2 protein-coding genes are annotated in these 2,825 nt (G+C 72.7%); both read left to right on the top strand.

The window, feature by feature from the left end; translation table 11 throughout:
* Nucleotides 1-139 precede the first annotated feature (139 nt).
* Nucleotides 140-1,441 (top strand): acyltransferase family protein, encoded by a 1,302-nt coding sequence (locus AOK23_RS40810; RefSeq protein WP_079049988.1) that lies wholly within the window; start codon nt 140-142, stop codon nt 1,439-1,441.
* 10 nt (nt 1,442-1,451) lie between these two features.
* Nucleotides 1,452-2,825: sensor histidine kinase (locus AOK23_RS40805; protein WP_107102989.1), on the top strand; the 1,374-nt coding region annotated here is incomplete at its 3' end.

Here is a 2,825-nt window from a genome sequence, read left to right as displayed (position 1 = left end):
GAAGTCAAGCCGCTTGCGTGAAACGGCCACGCGGTCGGCTACCGAACTCGTGAAAGCCGCCGCGGAAACGGAGGAGAAGCCGGAAGCCGGAGCAGAGGCGACGGCCGCCGGTAGTGCGCAGCCCGCACAAGGACCGGCCATACGCCGACCACGCCCGGCGTCAGTTCGCCGCTCCACCCCTCTAGACCGCCTCCGTCGAGCCGCCCACCACCTGCACGCCGCGACCCCGCCCACGCGGGACCGTGCGGTGGACGCCCTACGAGCCCTCGCCATCCTCGGGATAATCCTCGGCCACTGGCTGGTCACAGCCCTCGTCCCGGTCGGGGACGGCACCCTCCGCACCACCAGCCCCCTCCAGCACATGCCGTGGCTGGCCCCCATCTCCTGGGTCTTCCAGACCCTCGCCGTCTTCTTCCTGGTGGGTGGCCACGTGGCGACGAGGAGCTACACCTCGGCCCGAGCCCGCGGCACGACGTACCCCCAGTGGCTGCACGCCCGACTGAGCCGTCTGTTCACCCCGGTCGCGGCGGTCCTCACCCTCTGGACCGTGGTGGCGCTCAGCCTCCTGGCCACCGGCACGGACCTCGACACGATCCACGCCCTCCTCAAACTGGCCCTGTCCCCGATGTGGTTCCTCCTGGTCTTCGCGGCCCTGACGGCGGCGACCCCGCTGGTGCTCCGCCTCAACCCGGTATGGCCCCTGGCCGTGGTCCTGCACGTGGACCTGGCCCGCTTCGGCCTGGGCGCCCCGCAATCGCTGGGCTGGATCAACCTGGCCGCCGGCTGGCTGGTCCCCTACACGGTGGGCGCGGCCTGGACGAGAGGCGAACTGGACCGCCGCCGCGCGGGCTGGACACTCCTGCTGTCCGGTACGGCGGCGACGGCGGCCCTGATCACCTGGGCCGGCTACCCGGCGTCGATGGTCGGCGTGCCCGGCGCCCAGGTCTCCAACCTGAACCCCCCGACCCTGGCGGTCGTCACCTTCGGCCTGGCCCAGTGCGGTCTGGCCCTGCTGCTGCGCGACCCGCTCCGCCGGACCCTGGGGCGACGCCCGTTGGCCTGGGCGGCGGTGGCGTTGATCAACCTGTCGGCGATGACGGTGTTCCTCTGGCACCAGACCGCCCTGATGGCCACCACCGCCACGGCCCTGACGGCAGGCCACCTCCCCGGCCTCCACACGCTCCCCGACAACCCGGCCTGGATAGCGGCCCGTCTGGCCTGGCTCCCGGTGTTCGTCCTGGCCCTGCTGCTCTGCTGGGCCGCCTTCCACATCCATGAGACCAGGCCCCCGCGAGCTGCCCGCCGCACCCGGCGGGACCCGGAAACAGCCCTGACCGCCGCATTGCAGGCCGCCCCGCAGCGCACATCGCCGCCGCACCGGAGCACTGCGCATCCCCGCCTCCCGGAGAACCCGCGAGCCGAAGCGGTGCGGCATGCCTAGGCTGTTCCGGATGAGTGCCGTGGAGAAGCGACTGACCACAGGGCTGCGGGTGTTGCGCGCGGACCTGCTGAACGGCGATTCCCATCCGCTGCCGCCGTCCGTCTGGCTGCGCTGGCTCCCGCACGGCATCGTCGTCCTGATCGCGTTCGTCGACCTGCTCGCCAACGTCGACCAGATGGGCGACGGCTACGAACTGGGCGCCGAGTACGCCCTGCTGTGCGCCGGAGTGCAGGCCGCGGCGGTGGTGCTGGCCCTGTGGTGGCCGGTCCCGGCGTGGTGGGCGTCGACGGCGGTCACCGTCGTCGTGGCCCTGGGCGCACGGGCACAGCTGCTCACGCAGCGACCGGAGTTCGGGTTCCCGTTGCCCGCTCCCGCGACCGTCACCGACGTCCCCTGGCCATGGAGCCCGCCCGGCCTCATCGCACACGCCGTGATCCTCTTCCTGCTCGCCCTGCGGCTGCCGACCCGGGTGGCCGTCGAGGTGCTGGCGTTGACCACGCTGCTCACCTTCGTCGTCGAGGGCGTCATCGGCGCCTCCCACTACTCGTCGACGAGCCCCCTCGCCCTCGCCCTGTTCCTCGGCGTCGTCCTGCTCGGCAGCACCATGCGGGGCCGCCGCGAAGCCCGTACCCAACTCGTCGAACAGGCCGGGATCACCGCAGAGGAGCGCGCCCGCCGCACCCTCCTGGAAGAACGCAGCCGTATCGCCCGCGAACTCCACGACGTCGTCGCCCATCACATGTCGGTGATCTCCATCCAGGCGCAGGTCGCCCCCCACCTGGTGGAGAACCCGTCCGAGGAGCTGAAGGAGAACCTCCACGGCATCCGCCAGAACGCCCTGGAGGCCCTCACCGAACTCCGCCGCGTCCTCGGGGTCCTGCGCTCGGAACACCCGTCGAACCCCGACGACCCGCACGGCATAGCGGCCGCCGCCGAAGGGACCGCCCCGCACACCCCGCAGCCGACGCTCGCCCGTCTCGACGCCCTCGTGGAGAACACCCGCGCGGCCGGCCTGGCGGTCACCGTGGAGATCGAGGGCGAGGAGCGTCCCCTGCCGCCGGGCGTGGAACTGTCGGCGTACCGGATAGTCCAGGAGGCCCTCAGCAACGCCCTGCGGCACGCACCCGGCTCCACCGTCCGGGTGGAACTCACCCACTTCCCGCGCGGTCTGCAGGTCCGGGTGATCAACTCCCGACCCCAGCGGCCCGCCCCGCCGTCCCCCGGCGCCGGCCACGGCCTGCTGGGCATGCGCGAGCGAGCCGCCATGCTCGGCGGCACCCTCATGGCGGCCGAGACCTCCCACGGCGGCTTCGCGGTCGTCGCCTTCCTCCCGAGGGGCGGCGGCCCCGGCAACGACACCACCGCACCCGACCCCCACCCCGAC

This window comes from Streptomyces torulosus (assembly GCF_001419765.1).
GTDB classification, from domain to species: Bacteria; Actinomycetota; Actinomycetes; order Streptomycetales; family Streptomycetaceae; genus Streptomyces; species Streptomyces torulosus.
The sequence above is the reverse complement of the archived record's forward strand: the minus strand, read 5'-3'. Positions and strand labels throughout refer to the sequence as shown.